Origin of the sequence: Micromonospora sp. C41 (genome assembly GCF_018070485.1) — a bacterium.
GTDB lineage: Bacteria > Actinomycetota > Actinomycetes > Mycobacteriales > Micromonosporaceae > Micromonospora > Micromonospora chalcea.
This window is the reverse complement of sequence record NZ_JAGPXP010000025.1, coordinates 19,065-41,822: the sequence shown is the minus strand read 5'-3', so window position 1 is coordinate 41,822 and position 22,758 is coordinate 19,065. Positions and strand designations below refer to the sequence as shown.

Annotated in this window: 21 protein-coding genes and 2 pseudogenes; 13 read left to right on the top strand and 10 right to left on the bottom strand. The window is 74.8% G+C overall.

All coding sequences use genetic code 11. The features are described 5' to 3' along the window. Positions 1 to 8: 8 nt before the first annotated feature. The 3 genes from KBX43_RS23600 to KBX43_RS23590 all read right to left on the bottom strand — a co-directional run bounded on the left by KBX43_RS23600 (position 9) and on the right by KBX43_RS23590 (position 3,683). A complete protein-coding gene (locus KBX43_RS23600) occupies positions 9 to 1,835 on the bottom strand; it encodes a long-chain fatty acid--CoA ligase (RefSeq protein WP_043329509.1) in 1,827 nt (608 codons plus the stop codon). A gap of 139 nt (positions 1,836 to 1,974) precedes the next feature. Continuing rightward, positions 1,975 to 2,925: a terpene synthase gene (locus KBX43_RS23595; protein ID WP_043331108.1), complete on the bottom strand. Its 951-nt coding sequence runs from the start codon at positions 2,923 to 2,925 to the stop codon at positions 1,975 to 1,977. Between the two features lie 128 nt (positions 2,926 to 3,053). Beyond that, positions 3,054 to 3,683 carry a TIGR03085 family metal-binding protein gene (locus tag KBX43_RS23590; RefSeq protein ID WP_030500278.1) on the bottom strand — a complete coding sequence of 210 codons (630 nt, stop codon included), beginning with the start codon at positions 3,681 to 3,683 and terminating at the stop codon, positions 3,054 to 3,056. 193 nt (positions 3,684 to 3,876) lie between these two features. Here KBX43_RS23590 and KBX43_RS23585 point away from each other — a divergent pair, with 193 nt between their 5' ends. After that, on the top strand, positions 3,877 to 5,745 hold the full coding sequence (locus KBX43_RS23585; RefSeq protein ID WP_181373759.1) for an ABC transporter ATP-binding protein: 1,869 nt from the start codon (positions 3,877 to 3,879) through the stop codon (positions 5,743 to 5,745). Then, positions 5,742 to 7,532 (top strand): ABC transporter ATP-binding protein, encoded by a 1,791-nt coding sequence (locus tag KBX43_RS23580; RefSeq protein ID WP_043329513.1) that lies wholly within the window; start codon positions 5,742 to 5,744, stop codon positions 7,530 to 7,532. Before KBX43_RS23585 ends, KBX43_RS23580 begins: the two co-directional genes overlap by 4 nt. A 4-nt stretch (positions 7,533 to 7,536) precedes the next feature. Here KBX43_RS23580 and rpsD read toward each other — a convergent pair whose 3' ends face one another. Continuing rightward, positions 7,537 to 8,145 carry a 30S ribosomal protein S4 gene (gene rpsD, locus KBX43_RS23575; RefSeq protein WP_064445248.1) on the bottom strand — a complete coding sequence of 203 codons (609 nt, stop codon included), beginning with the start codon at positions 8,143 to 8,145 and terminating at the stop codon, positions 7,537 to 7,539. A gap of 67 nt (positions 8,146 to 8,212) precedes the next feature. Between rpsD and KBX43_RS23570 the strand changes: the two are divergent. Further along, a pseudogene (locus tag KBX43_RS23570) lies at positions 8,213 to 8,931 on the top strand (DUF2470 domain-containing protein). Between the two features lie 11 nt (positions 8,932 to 8,942). Here KBX43_RS23570 and KBX43_RS23565 read toward each other — a convergent pair. From KBX43_RS23565 to KBX43_RS23555, 3 genes are read right to left on the bottom strand one after another with little or no spacing between them, the layout of a single operon-like run. Further along, positions 8,943 to 9,539 carry a TetR family transcriptional regulator gene (locus tag KBX43_RS23565; protein ID WP_210887199.1) on the bottom strand — a complete coding sequence of 199 codons (597 nt, stop codon included), beginning with the start codon at positions 9,537 to 9,539 and terminating at the stop codon, positions 8,943 to 8,945. After that, positions 9,536 to 10,291, bottom strand: a complete 756-nt coding sequence (locus KBX43_RS23560; RefSeq protein ID WP_166456895.1) for an ABC transporter permease — start codon at positions 10,289 to 10,291, stop codon at positions 9,536 to 9,538. The genes KBX43_RS23565 and KBX43_RS23560 overlap by 4 nt, the downstream gene beginning before the upstream one ends. Continuing rightward, positions 10,288 to 11,010, bottom strand: coding sequence for an ABC transporter ATP-binding protein (locus KBX43_RS23555; protein WP_043329517.1), 723 nt, complete (start codon positions 11,008 to 11,010; stop codon positions 10,288 to 10,290). The genes KBX43_RS23560 and KBX43_RS23555 overlap by 4 nt, the downstream gene beginning before the upstream one ends. A 110-nt stretch (positions 11,011 to 11,120) precedes the next feature. Here KBX43_RS23555 and KBX43_RS23550 point away from each other — a divergent pair, with 110 nt between their 5' ends. From KBX43_RS23550 to KBX43_RS23535, 5 genes and pseudogenes are all read left to right on the top strand, one after another. Continuing rightward, positions 11,121 to 11,510: a MerR family transcriptional regulator gene (locus tag KBX43_RS23550; RefSeq protein WP_051611426.1), complete on the top strand. Its 390-nt coding sequence runs from the start codon at positions 11,121 to 11,123 to the stop codon at positions 11,508 to 11,510. A gap of 151 nt (positions 11,511 to 11,661) precedes the next feature. Next, positions 11,662 to 12,309 (top strand): annotated as a pseudogene (locus KBX43_RS31680) (phosphoribosyl-AMP cyclohydrolase); the annotation flags it as partial. Between the two features lie 180 nt (positions 12,310 to 12,489). After that, entirely contained in the window at positions 12,490 to 12,903 is a 414-nt protein-coding gene (gene hisI, locus KBX43_RS31675; RefSeq protein WP_043331113.1) for a phosphoribosyl-AMP cyclohydrolase, read from the top strand. After that, entirely contained in the window at positions 12,900 to 14,453 is a 1,554-nt protein-coding gene (locus tag KBX43_RS23540; RefSeq protein WP_043329521.1) for an anthranilate synthase component I, read from the top strand. The genes hisI and KBX43_RS23540 overlap by 4 nt, the downstream gene beginning before the upstream one ends. Continuing rightward, positions 14,450 to 15,007: a Trp biosynthesis-associated membrane protein gene (locus KBX43_RS23535; protein WP_069089042.1), complete on the top strand. Its 558-nt coding sequence runs from the start codon at positions 14,450 to 14,452 to the stop codon at positions 15,005 to 15,007. The genes KBX43_RS23540 and KBX43_RS23535 overlap by 4 nt, the downstream gene beginning before the upstream one ends. On the opposite strand, the gene KBX43_RS23530 is transcribed toward KBX43_RS23535, so the two are convergent. Next, positions 15,000 to 15,275 carry a hypothetical protein gene (locus KBX43_RS23530; protein ID WP_069089043.1) on the bottom strand — a complete coding sequence of 92 codons (276 nt, stop codon included), beginning with the start codon at positions 15,273 to 15,275 and terminating at the stop codon, positions 15,000 to 15,002. The genes KBX43_RS23535 and KBX43_RS23530 overlap by 8 nt on opposite strands. A 443-nt stretch (positions 15,276 to 15,718) precedes the next feature. Here KBX43_RS23530 and trpC point away from each other — a divergent pair, with 443 nt between their 5' ends. The 3 genes from trpC to trpA are packed head-to-tail and all read left to right on the top strand — an operon-like array spanning position 15,719 to position 18,592. After that, entirely contained in the window at positions 15,719 to 16,522 is an 804-nt protein-coding gene (trpC, locus tag KBX43_RS23525) for an indole-3-glycerol phosphate synthase TrpC (protein WP_030271968.1), read from the top strand. 35 nt (positions 16,523 to 16,557) lie between these two features. Next, positions 16,558 to 17,784 (top strand): tryptophan synthase subunit beta, encoded by a 1,227-nt coding sequence (trpB, locus tag KBX43_RS23520; protein WP_069089044.1) that lies wholly within the window; start codon positions 16,558 to 16,560, stop codon positions 17,782 to 17,784. Positions 17,785 to 17,788: 4 nt separating this feature from the next. Next, complete coding sequence (gene trpA, locus KBX43_RS23515; protein WP_043329522.1) at positions 17,789 to 18,592, top strand: tryptophan synthase subunit alpha; 804 nt, start codon at positions 17,789 to 17,791, stop codon at positions 18,590 to 18,592. 118 nt (positions 18,593 to 18,710) lie between these two features. Here the strand turns inward: trpA and KBX43_RS23510 are convergent, their stop codons facing one another. After that, the gene (locus KBX43_RS23510) at positions 18,711 to 19,262 is read right to left on the bottom strand and encodes an NUDIX hydrolase (protein ID WP_210887193.1); all 552 of its coding nucleotides are present in this window, start codon (positions 19,260 to 19,262) and stop codon (positions 18,711 to 18,713) included. A 102-nt stretch (positions 19,263 to 19,364) separates the two neighbouring features. On the opposite strand from KBX43_RS23510, the gene lgt reads away from it, so the two are divergent. Beyond that, on the top strand, positions 19,365 to 20,594 hold the full coding sequence (gene lgt, locus KBX43_RS23505) for a prolipoprotein diacylglyceryl transferase (RefSeq protein WP_210887190.1): 1,230 nt from the start codon (positions 19,365 to 19,367) through the stop codon (positions 20,592 to 20,594). Between the two features lie 11 nt (positions 20,595 to 20,605). After that, the gene (locus tag KBX43_RS23500; RefSeq protein ID WP_043329527.1) at positions 20,606 to 21,793 is read left to right on the top strand and encodes an NAD(P)/FAD-dependent oxidoreductase; all 1,188 of its coding nucleotides are present in this window, start codon (positions 20,606 to 20,608) and stop codon (positions 21,791 to 21,793) included. Positions 21,794 to 21,809: 16 nt separating this feature from the next. Here KBX43_RS23500 and KBX43_RS23495 read toward each other — a convergent pair whose 3' ends face one another. Then, positions 21,810 to 22,652, bottom strand: a complete 843-nt coding sequence (locus tag KBX43_RS23495) for a GNAT family N-acetyltransferase (RefSeq protein ID WP_210887187.1) — start codon at positions 22,650 to 22,652, stop codon at positions 21,810 to 21,812. Positions 22,653 to 22,758: the final 106 nt, after the last annotated feature.

Sequence of the window (22,758 nt, the reverse complement as noted above, 5' to 3'; positions counted from 1 at the left end):
GGTGCGGGTCACAGCTCGGCGAGCGTGCCCTCGTACATCTTGTCGATCTCGGAGGAGAAGTTCGTCTCCACGCTCCGGCGCTTGATCTTCAGCGACGGCGTGACCTCGCCGTCCTCGATGGTGAGGTCACGGGGGAGGATCGTCACCTTCTTGATCGTCTCCCAGCGGTTGAGCTTGGCGTTCAGCTCGGCGACGTACCCCTCGACCATCTCCCGCGCCTGCGGCGAGGTGACGATCGTGGTGTAGTCGCTGCCCTCCAGCGGGGTGCCGGCGGCCCAGCCCTTGATCGCGTCCGGGTCCAGCGTGACGAGCATGGTGCAGTAGTTGCGCGCCTGCCCGATCACCACCGCCTGCGAGGTGTACGGGCAGACCGCCTTGAACATGCCCTCGATGTGCGACGGCGCGACGTACTTGCCGCCGGACGTCTTGACCAGGTCCTTCTTGCGGTCGGTGATGCGCAGGTAGCCGTCGTCGTCGAGCGTGCCGATGTCGCCGCTGCGGAAGAAGCCGTCCTCGGTGAACGCGGCGGCGGTCTCCTCGGGGAGGTTGTGGTAACCCCGCATGACCGGCTTGCCCCGCATCAGGATCTCGCCGTCGGTGTCGATCCGGCACTCCAGATCACCCATGGCCCGGCCCACGCTGCCGATCTTCAGCCCGTCGGGCGGGTTCACGAACGCGCCGGCGCTGGTCTCGGTCAGGCCGTAGCCCTCGGAGATGGGCAGGTTGGCGGCGGCGAAGAAGGTGGCGATCTCCTTGCTCAGCGGCGCCGCGCCGGAGACCAGCACCCGCATCCGGCCGCCGAGCCGGGCCTGCAGCTTGCTGAACACCAGCTTCTCGGCCAGCGCGTACTTCATCCGCAGCCCGGCCGGCACCGGCTTGCCGGCCTGCTCCAGCGCGACCTTCTCCTTGCCGACCTCGACGCCCCAGGCGAAGATCTTGGCCTTCGCGCCGCCCGCGCCCTGCGCGGTGGTGACCGCCTTGTTGTAGACCTTCTCGAAGACCCGGGGCGCGCCGCACATCAGCGTCGGCCGGATCACGCCGAGCAGGTCGACCAGCTTGTCCACCCGGCCGTCGACGTACGTGGGCAGGCCGACGTGGGTGGCGCCGCAGAGCAGCGTCTTGCCGAACGAGTGCGACAGCGGCAGCCACAGGTACTGCAGGTCGTCGGTGCGCAGCAGGCCCAGCTCGGCCTGCGCCACGCCCTCCCAGCACCAGCCGCCGTGCAGCAGCTCCACGCCCTTCGGGCGGCCGGTGGTGCCCGAGGTGTAGATGAGCGTCGCCAGGTGGTCCGGGCCGATGCCGGCCACGAGCATGTCGATCAGGTCGGGCTCGGCGCTCAGCGCGGCGGCGCCGCGCTCCTCCAGCTCGGCCAGGGTGAGCTGCGGGACGGCGGCGGCCGGGTCGGGCGCGCCGTCGAAGAGCACCACGTGGGTCAGCGCGGGCAGGTCCGCTCCGGCGATCTTCGCCGCCTGGGCCGGGTTCTCCGCGAACAGCACCTTCGAGCCGGAGTCGGCGATGATGTAGACCGCGTCGTCGGGCTCGGTGGTCGGGTAGACGGTGGTGGTGGCCCCACCGGCGCACATGATGCCGAAGTCGGCCAGCACCCACTCCAGCCGGGTGTTGGCCAGGATCGCCACCGGGTTCTCCAGGCCGACACCGAGCCCGTGCAACCCGGCGGCGATCGCCTTCGCGCGCTGCCCGACCTGCTCCCACGTCAGCCAGACCGGGCCCGAGTCGTCGGGTGCGGGGTGAGCGAACGCCTGGCGGTCGGGGGAGTCCGCCACGCGCTTGAGGAACATGTCGGGTACGGAACGGTACGGTACATCGAGAGCCATCGCTGTAGCCGCCTTCAGGGGTGGAGGGACGTGACGGGGGTCACGCCGGTCTGCGGTTACCGAAGGGTATTGCCTGTACCCGGCCAGCGGCTAGCCCTGATCGGCCGAGTCGCCACCGGTCCCGACTTCTGGAATCGGATCAGGCGTATCGGCTGGCGGCGCGGGACCAGTCGTAGGTGGCCCGGATCCAGTCCCGGCGGGTGTCCAGGAACGCCCGCATCCCCTCGTCGGCCCCGGCGCTCAACGCCGCGTCCCGCTCCGCGTACGAGGCGAGGGCCGCGTTGAAGCGGTTCGCCGCCGCGTTCAGCGCCGCCGACTCGTCCTGCCCGGTCTCGCCCGCGATCGTGGTCACCAGGTTGTGCGCGTCCGGGGTGACGCCCCGCTCCTTGCCGTAGGAGAACACGTCGTTGCACCAGCAGACCAGGTCGGTGGCGAGGGCGTCCAGCGCGGTGAGCGCCGGGGTCGCCCGCTGGTCGGCCCGGGGCAGGGACGGGCGGGCCAGGTCGGTCACCGTGAAGCTGGGGCGTACGCCGCCGGTGTGGCGGCGCATCTGCACGTACTCGGCGACCCCCGGCACGCGCCGGCGCTCCCGGTTCGCCGCCTCCCACAGCAGCGCCAGCAGGTACTCCCGCAACTGGCTCACCAGCCGCATCAGGTGCGCCGGCCGGCCCCGGCCGCGCGCCCGCCGGCACAGATCGTGCAGCGCCAGGCCCATCGGGCCGGCGTCGGTGGGCGCGGGCGCGTCCGGGTCACCGTGCCGGTCGAGCACTTCCAGCAGCGCCGCCAGGGTGGGCGCGAGCACCGTCGGCGCGGCGCCCAGCCCGTCGTCGTCGCAGGCGTCGTCCACCACGAACAGCCAGTTGATCAGGTCGGTGAGCAGCCGCAGACCGGCCGGGGACGCCTCGGGGCAGGCCCGTCCGGCCAGCTCCGAGGCATGGGCGCCGGCCAGCCGCAGCAGGCCGGCCTGGGTCTTGACCAGGCCGAAACCGCGCACCCAGGCGACGCTCTGCGCGGCCACCTCGTCCGCGGCCGGGTGACACCGGGAGGGAAAGGGCGGCTCGTGCAGCGCCGAGAGCGCGAAGTCCCGCATCGTCGTCCCCTGTCCGCCGCCCCGCAGGGTCGGGCCGGTGCGCAGGAGCGTACGGCAGCCGGCGAACGTTATCGAACGCCGGGTGTCCACATTCTACGATCGCCTGGGTGGGCGGGCGGAAACGTCTGTCACAGGCCCAGTTCGGCGGTACGCAGACGCTCGGCGCGCTCGGCCGGACCGTCCACCTGGACCCGGGCCACCCGCTGCCGCCCGGTGAGGAACAGCACGAGTTCCCCCGGCGCGCCGACCAGCCGCAGCCGCTCGCCGCCGCCACCGGCCCGCAGCTCGCCGTGCCCCGGCGCCTGCACCAGCACCTCGGCCGGGAAGCGCCGCAGCGCCATCCGGGCCAGCAGGGCGACCCGCTTCCAGAGCACCGCCTGCTGCCCGGCCGGCAGGTCACGCGGCTGCCAGCCCGGCCGGGCCCGGCGGACGTCCTCGTGGTGGATGAAGAACTCCATCCCGTTCGCGATCTCGTCGGTGAGCGGGTTGCTCACCGGGCTCCACACCGGGGGACGGCGGACCCGGGCGATCAGGTCGGCGTACGGCCCGGCGGCGATCCGCCTGCGGACCGACTCGCCGTAGCCGCGCAGCGGCGGCAGCAGGATCCCGCCCGCCGCGTCCGGCCGGCGCTCCCGCACCAGCAGGTGCGCCGCCAGGTCGCGGGTGGTCCACCCCTCGTTCACAGTCGGCGCGTCCGGTCCCAGCTCCAGCATCAGGTCGGCGAGCGCCTCGCGCTCCGTTCGGGCGTACCGCGGCATGGCCCGATCGTAGGCCCGTCGCGGCCGATCGGCGCGCCACGCCCGGCGCTACGGCGGGCCGCGAGTATCGAGGGCCGGTGTCCGCCCAGGTCCGGTGCGAACGTGACGGCGGACATATCCCGGCCGGGTCGGCGGAGCTGGCGGCGAGCGGTAAGGATGGGGGAGAAAATTGCGGCTTACGGCGGGGGCGAACGTGGCGAGCGGGACAAGTCGGGACGTGCTCGGCAGAGGGCTACGGGTGCTCGGCCGGGCCATCCGGGAACAGCCGCGGATCTTCGCGGTGGCGGTCAGCGGCAGCGTGCTGTTCGGCCTCCTGGTGATCGCCAGCGCGTACGTGGTCGGCGGGGTGGTCGGCAAGGTCGTCGTGCCCGCGGTCGAGCGCGGCGAGGTGGCCCGCGGGACCCTGGCGCTGGCCGCGGCGGCGCTGCTCGGCATCAGCGTGCTGCGGGTCGTCGGCATCTTCGGCCGGCGGCTCGGCGCCGGTTACATGCAGTACCGGCTCCAGGCCGCCTACCGCCGCCGGGTCACCCGCCGCTACCTGGAACTGCCGCTGGCCTGGCACCACCGCAACTCCACCGGCACGCTGCTGTCGAACGCCAACTCCGACGTGGAGGCGGCCTGGTACCCGATCGCGCCGCTGCCGTTCGCGGTCGGCACGCTGGTGATGCTGGTCGGCGCGGTGGCGTCACTGTTCGTCACCGACTGGGCGCTGGCCCTGGTCGGCCTCGCCGTGTTCCCCGCGCTGTTCGCGCTCAACGTGGTCTACTCCCGCCGGATGGCGCCCCGGCAGGCCCGGGCGCAGCGGCTGCGCGCCGAGGTCAGCGGCATCGCGCACGAGAGCTTCGACGGCGCGTTGGTGGTCAAGACGATGGGCCGCGAGGCCCAGGAGACCGCCCGTTTCGCCGCCCGCGCCGGCGAGCTGCGGGACGCGCTGATCTCGGTCGGCCGGCTGCGCGGCGTCTTCGACCCGATGCTGGAGACGCTGCCCAGCCTCGGCACGCTCGCCGTGCTGGTGGTCGGCGCGATCCGGCTGCGGCAGGGCGCGATCACCGTGTCCGAGCTGGTCAGCGTCGCGTTCCTGTTCACCGTGCTGGCCTTCCCGGTGCGCGCCATCGGCTGGGTGCTGGCCGAGCTGCCGCGCAGCGTCGCCGGGTGGGACCGGGTGCGCCGGGTGCTCGACGCGACAGGCGAGATGCCGTACGGCACGAGGACGCTCGACCCGGCCACCCGTACGCCGGCCACGCTCGCGTTCCACGACGTGCACTTCGCGTACGAGCCGGCCGAGGCGCACCTGCCCGGCGCCCAGGTGCTCGGCGAGGTGACGTTCACCGTGCCGGCCGGGAAGACCGTCGCCCTGGTCGGGCCCACCGGTTCGGGCAAGTCCACGATCGCGTCGTTGGCCGTGCGCCTGGTCGACCCGGGCGCCGGGCGGGTCACGCTGGACGGCGTGGACGTGCGGGAACTGACCGCCGCCTCGCTCGCCGGCAACGTGGCGCTGGTGGCGCAGGTGCCGTTCGTCTTCGACGACACGGTCCGGGCCAACATCGCGCTGGACCGGGCCGGCATCGGCGACGACGAGGTGTGGGCGGCGCTGCGGCTGGCCGAGGCGGACGGCTTCGTGGCCGCGCTGCCGGACGGGCTGGACACCATGGTCGGCGAGCGAGGCACCTCGCTGTCCGGCGGGCAGCGGCAGCGGCTGACGCTGGCCCGGGCGCTGGCCGGACGCCCCCGGCTGCTGGTGCTCGACGACGCCACGAGCGCTGTCGACCCGCGCGTCGAGGCGGCCATCCTGGCCGGGCTGCGCGCGCCCGCCGACGGCGGCGCCCCGGCGTCGATCCTGGTGGTGGCGTACCGCCGGGCCACCATCGCGCTCGCCGACGAGGTGATCTACGTGGAGCAGGGCCGGGTGGTCGCCCGCGGCGCCCACACCGAGCTGCTGGCCACCGTGCCCGGCTACGCCGACCTGGTCACCGCGTACGAGCAGGCCGAGCAGGAACGCGAGCAGAAGCAGACGTACGACGAGGTCACGCCGCTGGCCTCCGGCCTGGAGGTGGAGCGGTGAGCGCGACGACGGCGGAGGCGGACCGGAGCACCGAGACCACCGAGTCGACCTGGCAGACGTTGCGGCGCGGGCTGGCGCTCTCCCCGGAGCTGCGCACCGGTCTCGCCGGCACGCTCGCGCTGGCGCTGGTCTACATGGTCGGCCGGGTCGCCGTGCCGGTGGCGGTGCAGCGCGGCATCGACCACGGCATCGTCGGCGGGCTCGACCTGAACGTCATCTCGCTCACCGTGGCGATCACCGCCGGGGTGCTGGTGGTCACCACCGCCTGCGGCTACCTGATGATGCGCCGGCTGTTCACGGTGAGCGAGACGGCCCTGGCCGGGGTGCGCACCCGGGCGTTCCGGCACGTGCACGACCTGTCCATGCTGCACCAGCAGTCCGAGCGGCGCGGCTCGCTGGTCTCCCGGGTGACCAGCGACGTCGACCAGATCACCCAGTTCCTGCAGTGGGGCGGCGTGATCCTGATCGTCAACCTGGGCCAGCTGCTGGTGACCACAGCGGTGATGCTCGCGTACTCCTGGCAGTTGACGCTCGTGGTGCTCGTCGCGTTCGCGCCGGCGGTGCTGGTGATCCGGCAGTTGCAGCGCCGCCTCGCCGGGGCCTACGGCCTGGTGCGGCAGCGCACCGGCACGCTGCTCGGCGCGATCGGCGAGAGCGTGGTGGGCGCGCCGGTGATCCGGGCGTACGGCATCGCCGGGCGGACCGCGCGGCGGCTCGACACGGCCATCGACGGTCAGCGGGTGGCCCAGCAGCGGGCGATCCGGATCAGCATCATGGGCAGCTCGGTGGGGGAGCTGGCGGCCGGGCTGGCGCTGGCCGGCGTGGTCGTGGTCGGGGTGAGCCTGGGCGTCGACCGCACGCTGTCGGTCGGCCAGCTCACCGCGTTCCTGTTCCTGGTCACGCTCTTCATCCAGCCGGTGCAGATCGCCACCGAGGTGCTCAACGAGGCGCAGAACGCGATCGCCGGCTGGCGCCGGGTGCTGGACGTGCTGGACGTCTCCCCGGACGTGGCCGACCCGGGCGAGCAGGGGCGGGAGCTGCCGCCCGGGCCGCTGGACGCCCGGTTCGCCGGCGTGACGTTCGCCTATCCGGGCGGCCCGCCGGTGCTGCACGACGTGACGCTGGACATCCCGGCCAAGAGCCGGGTGGCGGTGGTGGGCGAGACCGGCAGCGGCAAGACCACGTTCGCCAAGCTGCTCACCCGGCTGATGGACCCGACCGAGGGCGCGGTGCTGCTCTCCGGCGTCGACCTGCGGCAGGTGCGTTTCGACTCGCTGCGTTCCCGGGTGGTGATGGTGCCGCAGGACGGCTTCCTGTTCGACGCCACGGTCGGGGAGAACGTCCGCTTCGCCCGCCCCGACCTGACCGACGAGCGGCTCACCGCCGCCTTCGGCGAGCTGGGCCTGGCCGACTGGCTGGACGGGCTGCCGTCCGGCCTGGACACGCCGGTCGGTGAGCGCGGGGAGGCGCTCAGCGTCGGCGAGCGGCAGCTCGTGGCGCTGGCCCGGGCGTACGTCGCGGACCCGGACCTGCTGGTGCTGGACGAGGCGACGAGCGCCGTCGACCCGGCCACCGAGGTACGCCTGCAACGCACGCTCGACGCGGTGACCCGGGGGCGGACCACGCTCGCCATCGCGCACCGGCTGTCCACCGCGCAGGCGGCGGACGAGGTGATCGTGGTGGACCGGGGCCGGATCGTGCAGCGCGGCCCGCACGACGAGCTGGTCCGCGACACCGACTCGGTGTACGCGCTGCTGTATGCGTCCTGGTTGGAGCAGACCCGGTAACCGGTCAGCGGGAGTAGAACTCCACCACCAGTTGCTCGTCGCAGACCACCGGCACCTCGTGCCGGGCCGGTTCGCGTACCAGCGTGGCGCGCAGCTGCGCCGGCTGCGCCGACAGGTACGGCCGGGGTTGCGCGTCGGCGTGCGCCCCGGCGGCGGCGAGCTGGAACGGTGGCAGCGTGCGGCTGCGCTCGCGTACGCCGACCACCTGGCCGGGCCGCAGCCGGTACGACGGCCGGTCGACCTTGCGCCCGTCCACTGTGATGTGGCCGTGCCCGACGAGCTGGCGGGCCTGGTAGATGCTGCGGGCCAGCCCGGCCCGCAGGACCACCGCGTCGAGGCGTCGTTCCAGCAGCGCGACGAGCGTGTCGCCGGTCTTGCCGGCGGCCCGGGCGGCCTCGTCGAACAGCCGGCGCAACTGGGCCTCGCTGACGTTGTACTGGTGGCGCAGCCGCTGCTTCTCCAGCAGCCGCACCTGGTAGTCGGAGGTGGTGCGGCGGGACCGGCCGTGCACGCCCGGGGGATAGGGGCGCCGCTCGAAGTACCGCACGCACTTGCGGGTCAGCGGGATGCCGAGGGCCCGGGAGAGCCGGGCTTTGGGCCGGGGGTGGTTCACGGGGGCGTCTCCGATCGTCTAGCCTGCTTCTTAGGTAAGCCTAACCTATCTTGAGGAGGTCGGGATCATGCGGCCCAGCCCGGCGGAGATCGTGCGAACCCTTGTCGCGGGCCGGTTGCCCGCCCTCGTCCACCTGGCCCGGCACCCCGGCCCGCACCAGGTCCGGCACGCCGTCGACCCGGACGGGCGGGTGCTGCTGCTCGTACCCGTGGTCAGTGACCTCGCCGCGGCGCTCGTGCCGCCGGCGGGCGACGCCGACGTGGCCGCCGTGCTCGACGTGCTCGACCTGCCGCCGGCGGCCGGGGCGCCCTCGCTCGGCCGGGCCTGGGTGTCCGGCTGGGCGACGCGGCTGAACGGGGACGAGGCGCGCGACGCGGCTGTCGACTTCGCCGCCACCGACCCGGTCGCCGATCTGCTCGACGTGGGCAGCCGGTTCCACCTGCACCGCTTCGAGGTGGCCGAGGCCCGCTGGGAACGCGCCGGGCGGGTGCGCCGGATCGACCCGGAGGCGTTCGCGGAGGCCGAGCCGGACCCGCTGCACCCGGTCGAGGCCGCCCTGCTCGCGGACCTGGCCGACCACCACGCCGAGCAGGTCGGCGACTACCTTCGGCGGCGGCTGGACCTGCCCGGCGACCAGATCCCGCGGGTGGTCCGGATCGACAGGTACGGCCTGCTGGTCGCGCACGGGCGGCCCGCCGGGTCGCCTTCCCACGGCCGGTCGCCGACGTGGCGGAGTTGTCCCGCCTGCTGCACCCGATGCTCTGCCCCCGGGCGGCCGCGGCCTGAGCCGCGACGGCTCAGGTGATGTCGCCGGTGAGGTACCGCTGGACCGTCGGGCCGACGGCGGCCACCAGCGTCGCCGGCTCGGCGGTGGCGACCGCGTCGAGGCGGAGCACGTACCGCATCAACGCCAGCCCGGCGAGCTGGGTGGCGAGCAGGCCGCCGCGCAGCGCGCGCTGCGCCGGGTCGACGTCGAGCTGGTCGAGCACCCGCCGCAGCACCTGCGTGACCAGGAACTCGCGCAGCAGGCGCGCGGTCCAGTCGTTGCTGACCGCCGAGCGCAGCAGCGCCACCGCGGCGGTGCCGGTGGGGGAGTCCCAGACCTCCAGGAACACCCGGACCATCCGCTCGCCGAGCGCGTCCGGGCCGCCGGCGAGCACCGCCGGCAGCAGCCGTCCCGGGTCGGCTGGGAACGCCGTCGCGGCCCGGAACAGCTCCTCCTTGCCGCCGAAGTAGTGGTGCACGAGCGCCGGGTCCACTCCCGCCGCGGCGGCGATGGCCCGGATGGACGCGGCGTCGAACCCCCGCTCGGCGAACGCCTCCCGCGCCGCGGCGAGGATCGCCTCGCGGGTGTCCGGAGTGCCGGGCCGCCGCCCGGTGCGCCGCGCGTTCACCCGCTGCGCCGGCGCAGCGTCGCGGCGGCCAGCACCAGCGCCGCCACCGCCGCCCCGGTCACGATCGCCACGTCCCGCCACATCGTCCCGGTCGGCTCGGCGTGCGCGCCGACCTCCTGCAGCGCCTCGACCGCGTACGACAGCGGCAGCGCGTCGCTGACCGCCTGGAGCCAGCCGGCCATCTGGTCGCGCGGCACGAACAGGCCGCACAGCAGCAGTTGCGGGGCCACCACCACCGGCATGAACTGGACCGCCTGGAACTCGGTGCGGGCGAACGCCGAGCAGAACAGCCCGAGCGCCACCGCCAGCACCGCGTTCACCCCGGCGATCAGCACGACCAGCCACGCGCTGCCCGCGGTCTCCAGGCCGAACACCCGGTACGCGACGACCGAGGCGACAGTGGACTGGAGCACCCCGGCCAGGCCGAACGCGATGCCGTACCCGAACAGCAGGTCGAGCTTGCCCAGCGGCGTGGTGAGCAGGCGCTCCAGCGTGCCCGTGGTGCGCTCGCGGAGCATGGCGATGCTGGTCACGAGGAACATGATGATGAACGGGAAGAAGCCCAGCATGATCAGGGCCACCCGGTCGAACGTGCTGGGCGCGCCGGGCGGGGCGGGCTGGTCGACGTACATGAAGTAGACGAGCGTGAGCAGCACCGACGGCACCACCACGAGCAGCGCCACGGTCCGCCGGTCGTGCCGGAGCTGGCGCAGGATGCGCCCGGTGGTGGCGGCCAGGATCCGTCCGTTCATCGCGCCTCTCCCTCGGCGTCGCGGATCAGGCGCAGGAACGCCTCTTCCAGGTCGTCGGTCCCGGTGGCGGCGCGGACCGCGGCCGGGGTGTCGTCGGCGACCAGCCGGCCCTCGCGGATCAGCAGCAGCCGGTCGCAGCGGGCGGCCTCGTCCATCACGTGGCTGGACACCAGCAGCGTGGTGCCGGCGGCGGCCATGGCGTGGAACCGGGCCCACAGGTCGGCCCGCAGCACCGGGTCCTGGCCGACCGTCGGCTCGTCGAGGACGACCAGCTCCGGCTCGCCGACCAGCGCGCACGCGAGCGAGGCGCGGCTGCGCTGGCCGCCGGAGAGCGTGCCGACGAGCTGGTCGGCCGCCTTTCCCAGGCCGACGTCGGTGACCGCGCGGTCGGCCTCGGCGCGGCCCCGGCCCTGGAGCACCGCGAAGTAGCGGGCGTTCTCCCGCACCGTCAGGTCGGCGTAGACGCTCGGCGCCTGGGTCAGGTAGCCCACCCGGCGGCGCAGGTCGGCCGAGCCGGCCGGGCGGCCGAGCACGTCGACCGCGCCGGAGCCGACCGTCTGCACGCCGACCACCGCGCGCATCAGCGTGGTCTTGCCGCTGCCGCTGGGCCCGAGCAGCCCGGTCACCGTGCCCCGGGGCACCCCGCAGGTGATGCCGTGCAGCACCCGCCGCCCGCCCCGGTCGACCACCAGCTCGCGGACCGACACCGCGTCGTCCATGCTCGCCTCCGTCAATTCATCACCCGGTGAACTCAACGCTAGATGAATTCCGTCGGCGAGGCAACGAGGGACTTGACTTCGAGTGGGCTCGAACTGGAAGCCTGGAGGGCGTGGACATCAGCACGCGGGAGATGAGCCTCACCGTGGGTGAGGCGGCGGAACGGGTCGGCCTGACCACCTACACGCTGCGCTGGTACGAGCAGGAGGGGCTGGTGGGCCGCGTCGGACGGGACTCCTCCGGCCGCCGGCGCTACACCGAGTCCGACGTCAACTGGCTGTTCCTGCTCACCCGGCTGCGGCGCACCGGGATGCCGGTGCGCGACATGCGCCGCTACGCCGAGCTGGCCCGGCACGGCGACAGCACCCTCGGCGCGCGGCGGGCGCTGTTCGAGGCGCACCGCGCCCGGGTGCTGGCCCGGATGGCCGAGCTGGAGGAGGACCTGAAGGTTCTCGAATACAAGATCGACGCGTACCGGCGGGCGGAGGAGGAGTCGGGCTGAACACCCGGCGGCGGACAGGGAGTCCGGCATCGGAAGATCAGGTTTCGGGCACCATGAGGCAGTGGGTCCAGCTCCGTTGTCCGACACCGGGTTCCTCGACCTCTGGGCCGCCCGCCTGCGGCACGCCGCCGACCGGCCGGTCGTCGGGATCATGCTGCGGGGCAGCCACGCCCGGCGGGCCGCCACCGAGCACAGCGACGTGGACGTGGACGTGCTGGTGGCCGCCGACGAGCCACGCGCCACCGGCGGGCCCCGGCCGGTCACGTCCCGCCGCGGCACGCCGTACGCGGCCCGGCGGGCGTACCTGACCGAGTTCGGCGGCCGCCTGGTGCACGTCTCCGTGGCCGCCCGCGACGTCCGTTCCTGGGTACGCCGGCTCGGCCAGCCCGCCGACTGGGCGTTCGGGCTCCCGGTCACCGCGCCGGCCCGGCTGCTCTGGGCGGTGCCGGAGTGGCGGCGCCGGATCGACCTGCCGGTGCTCTGCCAGCCCGCCGACGAGCCGCGCCTGGAGGAGCTGATCGCCACGCTGGGCAAGGTCGCCGCCGCGCGCCTGGCCGGTGACCCGGTCGGGGTCCGGCTCGCCGCGGCCGACCTGGCCCGGCTCTGCCCCTCGGTGCTGCGGCCGGCCAACCCGTCGGTGCGCGTGGTGTCCCGCCGGGCCGCCCTGACCGCCGCGCTGGACCTGCCGGTCGCCCCGCCCGGCTACCGCGACGACATGCTCCTCTGCCTCGGGCTGCGCCCCGGCGACCCGGCCGAGGTCGGCGCCGCCGCCGGACGGCTGGTCAACGGCATCCTCCCGCTGGTGCGCCCGTACGCGGCGGAGATCGCCCGGGCCACCGGGACCGACCTGGCCGAGGCGCTCACCGACGGCCGGGCGGACCGCTACCTGCGGCAGCTGGGCCGGGCGCTGGCGACGGTGACGCCCGCCTCCCGGGACACGTCGGCGGTCCCCGGGCCGCGTGCGGGAGAATGGTCAACCGTGCCCGCCCCTGACGCGCCGCTGACCGGCGCCCCCAGTCCCGGCCCGGCCCGGCCGTCCCGGCTCGACCCGGCCATCGCGGCCAAACTCCGCCGCACCCCGGACGGCCTGGTCGCCGCCGTGGTCCGCGCCCACGACACGGGCGAGGTGCTGATGGTCGCCTGGATGGACGACGAGGCGCTGCACCGCACGCTCACCACCGGCCGGGCCACCTACTGGTCGCGCAGCCGCGGCGAGTACTGGGTCAAGGGCGCCACCTCCGGCAACCACCAGTACGTGCGCTCGGTGGCCCTGGACTGCGACGGCGACGCGCTGCTGGTCAGCGTGGAGCAGGTCGGCGCGGCCTGCCACACCGGGCAGCGCACCTGCTTCTTCACCGACCTGCCGGTCAGCTCACCGGAGGAGACCCCGTGACCGACGGCACCGTCAGCCCGGACCGGTCCACCTTCGCCGACCTGGCCGCCCGCTGGCGGGTCGTGCCGGTGACCCGGCGGCTGCTCGCCGACGCCGAGACCCCGGTCGGGGTCTACCGCAAGCTGGCCGGCGGTCCCGGCACGTTCCTGCTGGAATCCGCCGAGCAGGGCGTCGGTTCGGCCGGCACGGCCTGGTCGCGGTACTCGTTCATCGGCGTCCGCAGCAGCGCCACGCTCACCGAGCGGGACGGCGAGGCGCGCTGGACCGGCACACCGCCCGCGGGCGTACCGACCACCGGGGACCCGGTCACCGTGCTCCGCGAGTCGGTCGACGCGCTCGCCGGCCCGGCCTGGGACCCGGCCGGCGGAATGCCGCCGCTGACCGGCGGGCTGGTCGGCTACCTCGCCTACGACCTGGTCCGCCGCTTCGAGCGGCTGCCCGAGCTGACCGAGGACGAGCTGGACGTGCCCGAGCTGGGCATGATGCTCGCCACCGACCTGGTGGTGCTCGACCACTACGAGGGCTCGGCGATCCTGGTCGCCAACGCGGTCCTGCCCCCGCTCGATACGCCCGGGCGGGCGGAGCTGGTCGACGCCGCGTACCACCACGCGGTGGGTCGCCTGGACGCCATGACCACCGCGTTGTCCCGACCGATCCCGCCCATGGTGTCCACCGTCGGCCGGCCGGGCGTCGGCGAGGTGGTCAGCCGGACCCCGGAGGGCGGCTACCCGAAGGCCGTGGCGGCGGCCAAGGAGGCGATCCGCGCCGGCGAGTGCTTCCAGATCGTGCTCAGCCAGCGTTTCGAGCGCCCCACCGAGGCCGACCCGCTGGACGTCTACCGGGTGCTGCGCACCACCAACCCCAGCCCGTACATGTACCTGCTGCGCTTCGACGGCTTCGACATCGTCGGGTCGTCCCCGGAGGCGCACCTCAAGGTCAGCGCCGGCCCGGACGGGCGGCGGCGGGCCCTGCTGCACCCGATCGCCGGCACCCGGCCGCGCGGCGGCTCCCCGGAGGCCGACGCCCGGCTCGCCGCCGAGCTGCTCGCCGACCCCAAGGAACGCGCCGAGCACGTCATGCTTGTCGACCTGGGCCGCAACGACCTGGGGCGGGTCTGCCGGCCGGGCACCGTGGAGGTGCCCGAGTTCGCCACCATCGAGCGCTACAGCCACGTCATGCACATCGTCTCGACGGTCGTCGGCGAGCTGCGCGCCGACCGCACCGCGTTCGACGCGCTCGCCGCCACGTTCCCGGCCGGCACGCTCAGCGGCGCGCCCAAGGTACGCGCCATGGAGATCATCGAGGAGCTGGAGCCGGTGCGGCGCGGCGTCTACGGCGGCACCGTCGGCTACTTCGCCTTCGGCGGCGACCTGGACATGGCCATCGCGATCCGTACCGCGCTGATCCGCGACGGCCGGGCCTACGTGCAGGCCGGCGCCGGGATCGTGGCCGATTCCGATCCGGCCGCCGAGGATCGGGAGACGCGCAGCAAGGCCGCCGCCGTCCTCGCCGCGATCGCGGCCGCCGAGACGCTGCGGGCAGCCCGGTGAGCGCGCCCGGCACCACCGCGCCGTCGGCCCGCGGTCGGCGCGAACTCGCGTACGCGGTGCTGCTCTGCCTGGCCGGGGCGGGCCTGGCCTGCTGGGCGGTGACCCGGACCTGGTCGGTGGAGATGACCGCCCGGGGGTCGCTGCCGCCCGGCCGGGCCGACCGGACCGGCGCGGAGCTGCTGCCCTGGGTGCTGGCGCTGACCTACGTGGGGCTGGCCGGCGGCGGCGCGGTGCTCGCCACCCGGGGCCGCCTGCGCCGGCTGCTGGGCCTGCTGCTGGGCGCGGTCGGCGTGGCCGTGGCGGTCGGCGGCGGGATCGGCCTCGCCGAGGCCGGGGTGAGCCGTCAGTGGCCGGCGCTGGTGGTGGCCGGCGGCCTGGCCCTCGCGTCCGGCGGCGCGTTCACCGCGCTGCGCGCAGCGGGCTGGCCCGCGATGGGCGCGCGGTACGAGCGACGGGCCGTCCCGGCGGTCGAGCCCGGCCGGCCGGCGGTCGAGCGGGGCACCCGGGACGCGTGGGACGCGCTGGACCGGGGCGAGGACCCGACGGTCAGCTGACCGGCTGAGCCTCGCGCGCGTCGCGCCGGCGGCGGGCCGCGGCCCGTGCGGCGGTCAGCTCGGCCACCAGCCGCTCCAGCTCGCGGCGCTGGGCGGCGCGGGCCCGGTCGGCGCAGACGGCCTCCCAGGCGTTGCCCTGGGCGGTACGCGTCCGGCCGTCACCGGCCACCGCGCGCTCCAGCGTGTGCACCACGCCGAAGGCGAGGGAGGCGACGGTCCGGGAGATGGTGGTCAAGCCGATGGTCTGGTTCGGCCCGTTGGCGCTCATGGTCACCCCGCACGAGATGGTTGTCGGCGGTGGTCAGCCGCCGGTGTCGAGTCTGCCCGAGGACGATGCTGCCGGGCTCACGTTTCGCCCTCGTGAAGCACAGGTCAACGGTCCGCCAGGCGGCCCGACCTGGGCAGGGCCGGAGGTCCTTGAGCTTGGTCACAGCCCGGCGCGGGAGCGGTGCTGCGGCGACGGATCAACCGTGGTGAGATGGGGGATGGGTGACGGTCGATGCCAGCGTGGCGCTGCGTGACGTGGCGTTCACCGGAAGTCGGCCATCATGCCACAGCCCATGTCGTGAGGTGCGCCATACCCCCCGGCACTTGTCGCCAGGTGGCGCCCCCTAGCATCGGCCCATGACGCCCGGAGAGGGGAGTCCGTTGGTGACTGCTGAGCATGCGCACGCGGAGGGGGACGACGCCGGAGCGGCGCCGTCCGCAGGCGTGCTCGACGAGATCCTGGCCGGTGTGCGCGAGGACGTGGCCCGGCGGCAGGAGCAGGTTCCGCTGGAGCGGATCCGTGAGCTGGCCGCCGCCGCGCCGCCGCCGCTGGACGCGTACGCGGCCCTGCGCCGGCCCGGCGTGGCCGTGATCGCCGAGGTGAAGCGCTCGTCGCCGTCCAAGGGGCGGCTGGCCGAGATCGCCGACCCGGCGGACCTGGCCGGTGACTACGCGGCCGGGGGAGCGCGGGCGATCAGCGTGCTCACCGAGGGCCGGTGGTTCGGCGGGTCGCTCGACGACCTGGCGGCGGTGCGGGCCGCGGTGAACGTGCCGGTGCTGCGCAAGGACTTCGTCGTCTCCAGCTACCAGGTGCACGAGGCCCGCGCGCACGGCGCCGACCTGGTGCTGCTGATCGTCGCCGCGCTGGAGCAGAACGTGCTGGTCGGCCTGCTGGAGCGGATCGAGTCGCTGGGCATGACCGCGTTGGTCGAGGTGCACACCGAGGAGGAGGCGGACCGCGCCCTGGAGGCCGGCGCGCAGGTGATCGGCGTGAACGCCCGTGACCTGCGTACGCTGGAGGTCGACCGCTCGGTGTTCGAGCGGATCGCGCCCGGCCTGCCGAGCAGCGTCGTCAAGATCGCCGAGTCCGGGGTGCGCGGTCCGCACGACCTGATCCGGTACGCCTCCGCCGGCGCCGACGCCGTGCTGGTGGGCGAGGGCCTGGTCACCCAGAAGAGCCCGCGTGAAGCGGTCGCCGAGCTGGTCAACGCCGGTAACCACCCGGCCACGCCCCGCCCGGTGCGCTGAGCCGCCGGGCCACCCGATCCGAGAGGACGCCCGCGATGAGCGCCGCACCCGCAGCCGGCCAGGTTCCCGACGCCGCCGGCCACTTCGGCCGGTTCGGCGGCCGGTTCGTCCCGGAGGCGCTCGTCGCCGCGCTGGACGAGCTGGACGCGGCGTACCGCAAGGCGATGGGCGACGAGGACTTCCTCGCCGAGTTCGACGCGCTGCTGCGTGACTACGCCGGCACGCCCTCGATGCTCTACGAGGCCCGGCGCTTCTCCGCGCAGGTCGGGGCGCGGGTCCTGCTCAAGCGGGAGGACCTCAACCACACCGGCGCGCACAAGGTCCGCAACGTGCTGGGCCAGGCGCTGCTCACCAAGCGGATGGGCAAGCGGCGGGTCATCGCGGAGACCGGCGCCGGCCAGCACGGCGTGGCCACCGCCACCGCCGCCGCGCTGTTCGACCTGGAATGCGTCGTCTACATGGGCCAGGTGGACACCGAGCGGCAGGCGCTCAACGTGGCCCGGATGCGGATGCTCGGCGCCACCGTCGTCCCGGTGACCACCGGCTCGCGCACGCTCAAGGACGCGATGAACGAGGCGATGCGGGACTGGGTCGCCAACGTCGACGACACCCACTACCTGATCGGCACCGCCGCCGGCCCGCACCCGTTCCCGGAGATGGTCCGCGACTTCGTCCGTGGCATCGGCGTGGAGGCCCGCCAGCAGTGCCTGGACCTGACCGGCACGCTGCCGGACGCGGTCGCGGCGTGCGTCGGCGGCGGCTCCAACGCGCTGGGCATCTTCCACGCGTTCGTGCCGGACGCCGGGGTCCGCCTCTACGGCTTCGAGGCCGGTGGCGAGGGCGTCGGGACCGGCCGGCACGCCGCCAGCATCACCGGCGGCTCGTCGGGCGTGCTGCACGGCACCCGCACGTACGTGCTGCAGGACGCCGACGGGCAGACCATCGAGTCGCACTCGATCTCGGCCGGCCTGGACTACCCGGGCGTCGGCCCGGAGCACGCCTGGCTGCACGACACCGGGCGGGCCACGTACCTGCCGGTCGACGACGCCGACGCGATGGCCGCGTTCGAGATGCTCTGCCGAACCGAGGGCGTGATCCCGGCGATCGAGAGCGCGCACGCGCTGGCCGGCGCCCGCGCGATCGCCCCCCGGCTCGCCGAGGAGCTGGGCCGGGAGCCGTTGATCGTGGTCAACCTGTCCGGCCGGGGCGACAAGGACGTGCACACCGCCGGCGCGTACTTCGGCATCCTCGACAAGGAGTGACAGCGTGAGCCGCATCGGGGTCGCCTTCGACAAGGCGCGGGCGGACGGCCGGGCCGTGCTGGTCGGCTGCATGCCGGCCGGTTTCCCGACCGTCGAGGGCAGCATCGCCGCCATGAAGGCCATGGTCGAGGCGGGCGTGGACGTCATCGAGGTGGAGATCCCGTACTCCGATCCGGTGATGGACGGCCCGGTCATCCAGAAGGCGAGCGACATCGCGCTCGCCGGTGGCGTCCGCGTCGCGGACGCGCTGCGCGTCGTCGAGGCGGTCGCCGCGACCGGGGCGAGCGTGGTCACCATGACCTACTGGAACCCGATCGAGCAGTACGGCGTCGACGCGTTCGCCCGCGACATGGCCGCCGCCGGTGGGACCGGCCTGGTCACCCCGGACCTGATCCCCGACGAGGCCGCCGAGTGGCTGGCCGCTTCCGACGCGCACGGCCTGGACCGGACGTTCCTGGTCTCACCGTCCTCGACCGACGCGCGGCTGCGGATGACCGCCGAGCACTGCCGCGGCTTCGTCTACGCCACCGCGATCATGGGCGTCACCGGCGCCCGCGCGCAGACCTCCGAGGCGGCCCCGGTCCTGGTCTCCCGGCTGCGCGAGGTCACCGACATCCCGGTCGGCGTCGGGCTGGGCGTGGGCACCGGCGCGCAGGCCGCCACCGTCGCCGGGTACGCCGACGCGGTGATCGTGGGCAGCGCGCTGGTCCGCTGCGTGCTGGACGCCCCGGACCAGGCCGCCGGCCTGACCGCGCTGCGCAAGCTGAGCGCCGAACTGGCCGAGGGCGTCCGCAACCCGGCCCGCTGACGCCCCGCTCGCCACCTGCTTGATCGACTCCACTTCGCCGAGCTGGCGTGGTCCAGGACGCCGGGATACCGCCACTTCGCCGAACTGGTGTCGATCAAGCGAGCGAGCGGGCGGGCGGTCAGCGGCTACTGCTGTCGACCTGCTCGGAGGCGCGCTGGCCGGGCGGGGCGGGCTGCCCGTCGCCGGGCTGCCCGTCGCCGGGTGGCGTGAGCGCGTCGGCGGCGGTCGTGTGCCGCAGCACGCCGGCGCGGCCGGCGAGCGCGTCCGCGATCGCCGCGCGCGTCGTGGGGGTCAGCACGTCGGGCAGCTCTTGCGGCGGCCACCACCGAGGCAGGCACCCGGTCGCCGGTTCGCCCGCCGGTCCGGCGTCGGCCGGTCCGGCGCGGAACACGTGCACCAGCACGTCTGGGCGCGCGCCGCACCGCCCGGCCGATGGGGCGGGCACCGGTGGACCGGTGACCCGGTAGAGGCCGACCAGGTCGGCCGGCGCCACCGCCCAGCCGGTCTCCGTGCGGACCGCCCGGACGACGGCATCCACCGGGCTCTCGTCGTGGCGCAGCCGCCCGCCCGGCAGGCCCCAGCGCCGGGCCCCCTCGGACCGGCCGCAGAGCAGCAGCCGCCCGGATGCGTCGGTGACGACAGCGGCGACCGCCCAGGTGAGCGAGCTCATGGACAAAGAGCCTATGACGGTGCAAACCAGAAGTCATCCGACCCGCGCGGCAGGCCGACCGGGGTGCCGCGCACACAGTCCGCACCGGTACCGTGTGCACCCGTGACCCTCGCCCCGATGACCCCACTGGCGGCCATGCCCAGCCCCAGCACCGCCGTCTGGCAGCTCGGTCCGGTTCCGATCCGGGCGTACGCGCTCTGCATCATCCTCGGCATCGTGGTGGCCTGCGTGGTCACCGAGTACCGGCTGCGCCGCCGCGGTGTGGCGCCGGGCGCGGTGCTCGACATCGCCGTCTGGGCGGTGCCGGCGGGCATCATCGGCGCGCGGATTTACCACGTGATCACGTCGCCGGAGAAATACTTCGGCGCCGGCGGCGAGCCGATCAAGGCGCTCTACATCTGGGAGGGCGGCCTCGGCATCTGGGGCGCGGTGGCCGGTGGCGCGGTCGGCGCGTGGCTCGCCGCGCGGCAGCTCGGCATCCCGTTCACCGTGATCGCCGACGCGCTGGCGCCGGGCCTGCCTCTGGCGCAGGCCGTCGGCCGGCTGGGCAACTGGTTCAACAACGAGCTGTACGGCGGGCGCACCACGCTGCCCTGGGGTCTCGAGGTGCACGTGATGGACCCGGACAACCCGGGCCACGCGCTGCGCGACGACGCCGGCAACCCGGTGCTCCAGCCGGGGCTCTACCATCCGACGTTCCTCTACGAGGCGCTCTGGAACGTCGGCGTCGCCGCGCTGGTGCTCTACCTCGACCGCAAGCTGCGGCTCGGGCGCGGCCGGGCGTTCGCGCTCTACGTGATGGGCTACACGGCGGGCCGGTTCTGGATCGAGCTGATGCGCACCGACGAGGCGAACCTGATCCTCGGAGTACGCCTCAACGTCTGGACCGCCGTGCTGGTCTTCCTCGGCGCGCTGGCCTACTTCGTCCGGGTGCGGGGCCCCCGTGAATACCTCGTGCCGGTGGGCGAACCGGCCGCCGCGCCCACCCCGTCCGGGGACGTCTCCCAGGTCGACCTCTCCGCCCGGGAGGCCGCCGCGCGGCCGGCCCCGCCCGAGGGCTACCGGGTGGTGAGCGAGGAACAGTTCGACGCGTACCGGAAGACCGGCGTGCTGCCCCCGGTGGAGCCGGCGGCCGACGACGACCGGCCGGAGACCCCCGACGGTGCCACCGACGGCGACGCGGAGCAGGCCGACCGCACGGACACCGACCCCGCCGCCACCGACGGCGCCGACGCGGACGGCACCGACGCCGACGCGGAACGGACGGACGCCGAGCGCACGAACGCGGGCCGGGCCGACGCCGCCGCGCGCCCCACCGACCGGGACAGCTGAGCGGGGGAGTCATGCGCAGCGCGGTGGTGGTCGGCGCCGGCCTCGGCGGGATGGCGGTGGCCGGCGTGCTGGCCCGCTCGGGATGGCAGGTCACGCTGCTGGAACGCGCCGACCGGGTCCGGCCGGAGGCGACCGCCGTGGTGCTCTGGCCCAACGGGGTACGCGCGCTGCGCGCCCTCGGGCTGGGCGACGGGCTGGACGCGATCGCCACCCCGCTGCCCGACGGCGGCGTGCGCCGCCCGGACGGGCACTGGCTGGTGCAGGCCCGGTCCACCCCGGCCGAGCGGATGCCGGTGGTGGTGCACCGGGAGGACCTGCACGACGCGCTCATCGCCGGCCTGGGTGACCGGGTCGAGCTGCGTACCGGCGTGAGCGTGCGGACGGTGCGCGCCGCGTCCGGTGAGCGCCCGGCGGTGGGCGACGGCCGGCACACCTACGAGGCGGACCTGGTGGTGGCCGCCGACGGCACCGACAGCGAGATCCGCCGGCAGTTGGCGCCGGAGACCTCGGTGGTCAGCTCCGGGTGCGCGGCGTGGCGGGCGGTCATCCCCTGGTACCGGGCCCCGCAACTGCCCGACGACCAGCCGCTGCAAGGGGAGACGCTGGGCGCCGGCTACCGGTTCCTGGCCGCCTCGCTCGGCGAGCGGGGCAACGCCGGGGCGTCCCGCCGGGGCGGCGTCTACTGGGTGGCCACGGCGGCGGGCGCGCCCCGCCCGGAGCCGCCCGAGGTCCAGCTCGCGCTGCTCAAGCGCTGGTTCGCGGGCTGGCCCGCGCCGATCGGCACGCTGCTGGACGCGACCGACCCGGACGACGTGGTGCAGCAGGAGATCCGCGAGCTGCGTCCGCTGCCGAAGGCGTACGGCTTCCCGGCCGGGCCGGGCGGCGTGGTGCTGCTCGGCGACGCCGCGCACGCCATGCCGCCGCACCTCGGCCAGGGCGCCTGCCTGGCGTTCGAGGACGCGGCGACGCTGGCCGGACTGCTACGGGAGTCGCGGCTGCCGGACGCGGTGACCGCGTACGACAGGCTGCGCCGGCCCCGCGCGGCCACGATGGTCCGGCAGACCCGGCGGATGTCGGCGGTCCTGCAGGCCCGGGGCCGGCTGGCGCTGCGCGCCCGCGACGCCGCCCTCGGCACGATCAGCCCGCGCCTGCGCAACACGGCCGCCGCGGCGGCCGCCGCCTGGCAGCCGCCGTCCTGACCGTCCGCGTGCGGCCTCAGATGACGGCGGCGGGCTCGGCGATGCAGGCGGTGCCGATCCGGCGGAACCCGACCCGCAGGTAGACCCGGGCGATGTCCTCGCTGCCGGCGCTGAGGAAGATCAGGTCGGTGCCGGCGGCCCGCAGTTCCCGAGCGAGGGTGGCGGTCACCGCCGCGCCGAGGCCGCGCCGCCGCGCGGACGGCAGCGTGGCCACCCCGGCGATCTCCGCCACGTCGCCGACCCGCATGGCCATGCCGCCGGCGAGCGCGCCTTCCTCGGGCGTGGCGGCGAGCACGGAGATGCGCCGGCCGTCGGCGACCCGGGTCGCCTCCTCCTCCAGCGCGGCCACGTCCAGCCCGGAGACGGTGGCATCCCGCTCGGCCGGCCCGGCCTCGCCGCGCGCGGTGCCGCCGTTGGCGAAGCCGACCGCGGCGACGGCCCGCCGCAGCGCGATGTCCGCGGCGAAGCCCGCGTCGCCGGGGTCCAGCACCCGCACCGGTACGTCGCTGAACGTCCCCGGTTCGGGCAGGCGCTCCGGTTCCAGCAGCATCAGCGGCGCCTCCAGCACGCTCAGCCCGGCTGAGCGGGCCACCGCCAGCAGCTCCGGTTGGTGCTCGTGCACCCATTCGAACGCCTCCGGCAGGCCCAGTTCCTGCTGCCGGGTGCGTACCGCGTTGACATCGGCGAGGGTGGGGCGCTCGGTGGCGTCGAGCCGGGGCCGGGCGTAGAACGGCCATCCGGCGCCTTCCCGGACGAAGAGCACCAGGGCGCCGTACTCCTCGGTCCGGGCCCCGTCGCGGGGCACCGCGTCGTAGAACCGCTCCAACCGGTCGAGTACGTCAGCGCGTGCGAGATCCACCGCGCGAGACTACATGTCCCAGCATCTGGAAGTGTGATCAATCTGAACTGGCCTTGCGCCGGAAGCCCTAACGTAGACTCAATAAACCGCAGAGGGCCGACGTCGT

What these genes read in the sequence shown, in the direction of transcription:
- KBX43_RS23600 (WP_043329509.1), bottom strand. Translation starts at nt 1,835, where the DNA reads ATGGCTCTCGATGTACCGTACCGTTCCGTACCCGACATGTTCCTCAAG.
- KBX43_RS23595 (WP_043331108.1), bottom strand. Translation starts at nt 2,925, where the DNA reads ATGCGGGACTTCGCGCTCTCGGCGCTGCACGAGCCGCCCTTTCCCTCC.
- KBX43_RS23590 (WP_030500278.1), bottom strand. Translation starts at nt 3,683, where the DNA reads ATGCCGCGGTACGCCCGAACGGAGCGCGAGGCGCTCGCCGACCTGATG.
- KBX43_RS23560 (WP_166456895.1), bottom strand. Translation starts at nt 10,291, where the DNA reads ATGAACGGACGGATCCTGGCCGCCACCACCGGGCGCATCCTGCGCCAG.
- KBX43_RS23555 (WP_043329517.1), bottom strand. Translation starts at nt 11,010, where the DNA reads ATGGACGACGCGGTGTCGGTCCGCGAGCTGGTGGTCGACCGGGGCGGG.
- KBX43_RS23530 (WP_069089043.1), bottom strand. Translation starts at nt 15,275, where the DNA reads ATGAGCGCCAACGGGCCGAACCAGACCATCGGCTTGACCACCATCTCC.
- trpB (WP_069089044.1), top strand. Translation starts at nt 16,558, where the DNA reads ATGAGCGCCGCACCCGCAGCCGGCCAGGTTCCCGACGCCGCCGGCCAC.
- KBX43_RS23510 (WP_210887193.1), bottom strand. Translation starts at nt 19,262, where the DNA reads ATGAGCTCGCTCACCTGGGCGGTCGCCGCTGTCGTCACCGACGCATCC.
- KBX43_RS23500 (WP_043329527.1), top strand. Translation starts at nt 20,606, where the DNA reads ATGCGCAGCGCGGTGGTGGTCGGCGCCGGCCTCGGCGGGATGGCGGTG.